This window comes from Mycobacterium sp. 050128, from assembly GCF_036409155.1.
In the GTDB taxonomy this organism is placed as follows: domain Bacteria; phylum Actinomycetota; class Actinomycetes; order Mycobacteriales; family Mycobacteriaceae; genus Mycobacterium.
Map to the genome: position 1 here is coordinate 1 of NZ_JAZGLW010000029.1, position 2,410 is coordinate 2,410.

The following is a 2,410-nucleotide window of genomic DNA, read 5'->3' on the forward strand; positions in this document are numbered from 1 at the left end:
TGACCGCGCTCACTGAAATTCCCCACTGACGCTCATCGAAATTCCCCACCCGTGTGGCTCCGCCGAGAAGGGCGGGCCTCCTTCGATGCTGCTGGTGTCTGGCGCCTGCAGCACTGCCCGAAGGAGGCCCGCTTTCTCATGCTCACATGGGAGGACGATGTGGAAGTACATGCCCTGGCCAAGCGTGGTTGGACGATCTCGGCGATCGCCCGCCACACCGGTTTCGACCGCAAGACGGTCCGCAAGTATCTGGCTGGTGACGGTAAGCCGGGGGTGCGTGCCCGGCCCGAACCGGATCCGTTCGATGCGTTCGTCGGCTACGTCACCGCGCGGCTGACCGAGGACCCGCACCTGTGGGCCCGCACCCTGTTCGACGAACTCGAAGACCTGGGGTTCGGGCTGTCGTATCAGAGCCTGACCCGCAACATCCGCGCCCGCGATCTGCGCCCGGTCTGTGAGGCCTGCCGCACGGCCACCCAACGGCCGAACGCGGTGATCCCACACGTGCCTGGGGACGAAACTCAATGGGACTGGCTGGAATTGCCCGATCCACCGGCCTCGTGGGGCTGGGGCAAGACCGCGCACCTGTTGGTCGGCTCGCTGGCGCATTCGGGTAAGTGGCGCGGCTTTTTGGCGCCGAGCGAGGATCAGCCGCACCTGGTTGCGGGGCTGGATCGCGTCACCCGTGGTCTGGGTGGGGTGAGCAGGGTGTGGCGGTTCGATCGGATGGCCACGGTCTGCGACCCGGGCAGCGGTCGGGTGACTGCGTCGTTCGCCGGGGTGGCCAAGCATTACGGCGTCTCGGTGGCCATCTGTCCGTCGCGGCGCGGCAATCGCAAGGGTGTGGTGGAGAAGGTCAATCACACCGCTGCGCAGCGCTGGTGGCGCACCCTGGCCGATGACATGACTGTCGAGGCGGCTCAGGTGAGCCTGGATCGCTTCGCCCGGGTGCGGGGCGACACCCGGCTGCGGGCCACTGCCGATGGCCGGTCCTCGGTCGCCGTGGTGGCCAAAGCCGAACCTTTGCAGCCGGTGCCGGCGGTGCCGTATCCGGTGATCGTGGCAGAGGCCCGCACCGCCTCGCGCCAGGCGTTGGTGTCCTACCGCGGCAACCGCTACTCGGTGCCCCCGGAGCTCGCCGCCGCCAACGTGGTGGTGTCCCATCCGGTCGGCGGTGCGTTCTGCGATATCGCGACGATGAGCGGGATCGTGATCGCCCGCCACCGGATGGCCGCTGACGGGCTTGGGGTGATGGTGCGTGACAGCGGCCATGTCATCGCCCTGGATGCCGTGGCGATGGCCACCGCAGCAACCGGTCGTCCGCACCGCCGCAAGGAACGCATCCCACCCGGGCCGGCAGCCAAAGCCGCTGCCGCGCAACTGCTTCAACTCAAGCAGCCATCCACCACCGGAATTGAAACTTCAACTCCGTCTACCGAGTCCACCGTCATCGATCTGTCCGTATATGAGCGGGCCGCACAGAACAGGACCATCCAATGACCCCCACTGCACGCACCCCGAAGACCACCAGTACGAACGAGGAATCCCCGGCGGCGGCGGCGAGTCGCTATCAGCAACTGCGCTCGCATCTGGGCGAGCTCAAACTGGCCGCTGCCGCCGAAGCCCTGCCCGCCGTTCTGGACCAGGCCGCCGCTGAGGGGCTGTCGCTGACCGTCGCGTTGGAGCGGTTGCTGGCCGTCGAGGTCGAGGCGTCCACGGCCCGTCGGCTGGCCGGCCGCTTGCGGTTCGCCTGCCTGCCCACCCCGGCTACGCTGACCGATTTCGATGTCGATGCCGCCGCCGGGATCGATCGCAAGTTGATCGACGAGCTGGGCACGTGCCGCTATCTGGAGTCGGCGACCAACATTTTGCTCGTCGGTCCGCCGGGAACAGGAAAGACGCACTTGTCGGTCGGATTGGCAAGGGCCGCAGCACATGCCGGCTACCGCACCTACTTCACCACCGCCACGGATCTGGCTGCACGGTGTCATCGTGCCGCGATCGAGGGACGCTGGGCTACCACCATGCGGTTCTACGCCGGACCGACGCTGTTGGTGATCGATGAACTGGGGTATCTTCCGTTGCCCGCCGAAGCCGCTTCGGCATTGTTTCAGGTTGTCTCCCAACGGTATTTGAAGACCAGCATCGTCATCACCACCAACCGCGGTGTGGGTGCGTGGGGCGAGATCCTGGGCGACACCACCGTCGCGGCCGCCATGCTCGATCGCCTGCTGCACCGCTCGGTGGTCATCAACCTCGACGGCGAGTCCTACCGCCTACGCGACCACCAGGCCGCCGCCGAAACCCTGCGCCGAACCACCACTGGAAACCGCCAAGCACTACACTGACCGCTGCTCACAGGTGAGGAATTTCGGCGAGCACACCTGGGGATTTTCGATGAGCGCGATCA

The 2,410-nt window shown here is 66.7% G+C and carries 2 protein-coding genes; both read left to right on the forward strand.

Going from position 1 to position 2,410, the window contains the following annotated elements:
* Nucleotides 1-138: 138 nt before the first annotated feature.
* Nucleotides 139-1,500: a Mu transposase domain-containing protein gene (locus SKC41_RS31660; protein ID WP_330981545.1), complete on the forward strand. Its 1,362-nt coding sequence runs from the start codon at nt 139-141 to the stop codon at nt 1,498-1,500.
* Entirely contained in the window at nt 1,497-2,348 is an 852-nt protein-coding gene (gene istB, locus SKC41_RS31665) for an IS21-like element helper ATPase IstB (protein WP_330981546.1), read from the forward strand. Before SKC41_RS31660 ends, istB begins: the two co-directional genes overlap by 4 nt.
* Nucleotides 2,349-2,410 lie beyond the last annotated feature (62 nt).

Excerpts from the sequence above, each read along its gene's own strand:
- istB (WP_330981546.1), top strand. The coding sequence starts at position 1,497 with ATGACCCCCACTGCACGCACCCCGAAGACCACCAGTACGAACGAGGAA.
- SKC41_RS31660 (WP_330981545.1), top strand. The coding sequence starts at position 139 with ATGCTCACATGGGAGGACGATGTGGAAGTACATGCCCTGGCCAAGCGT.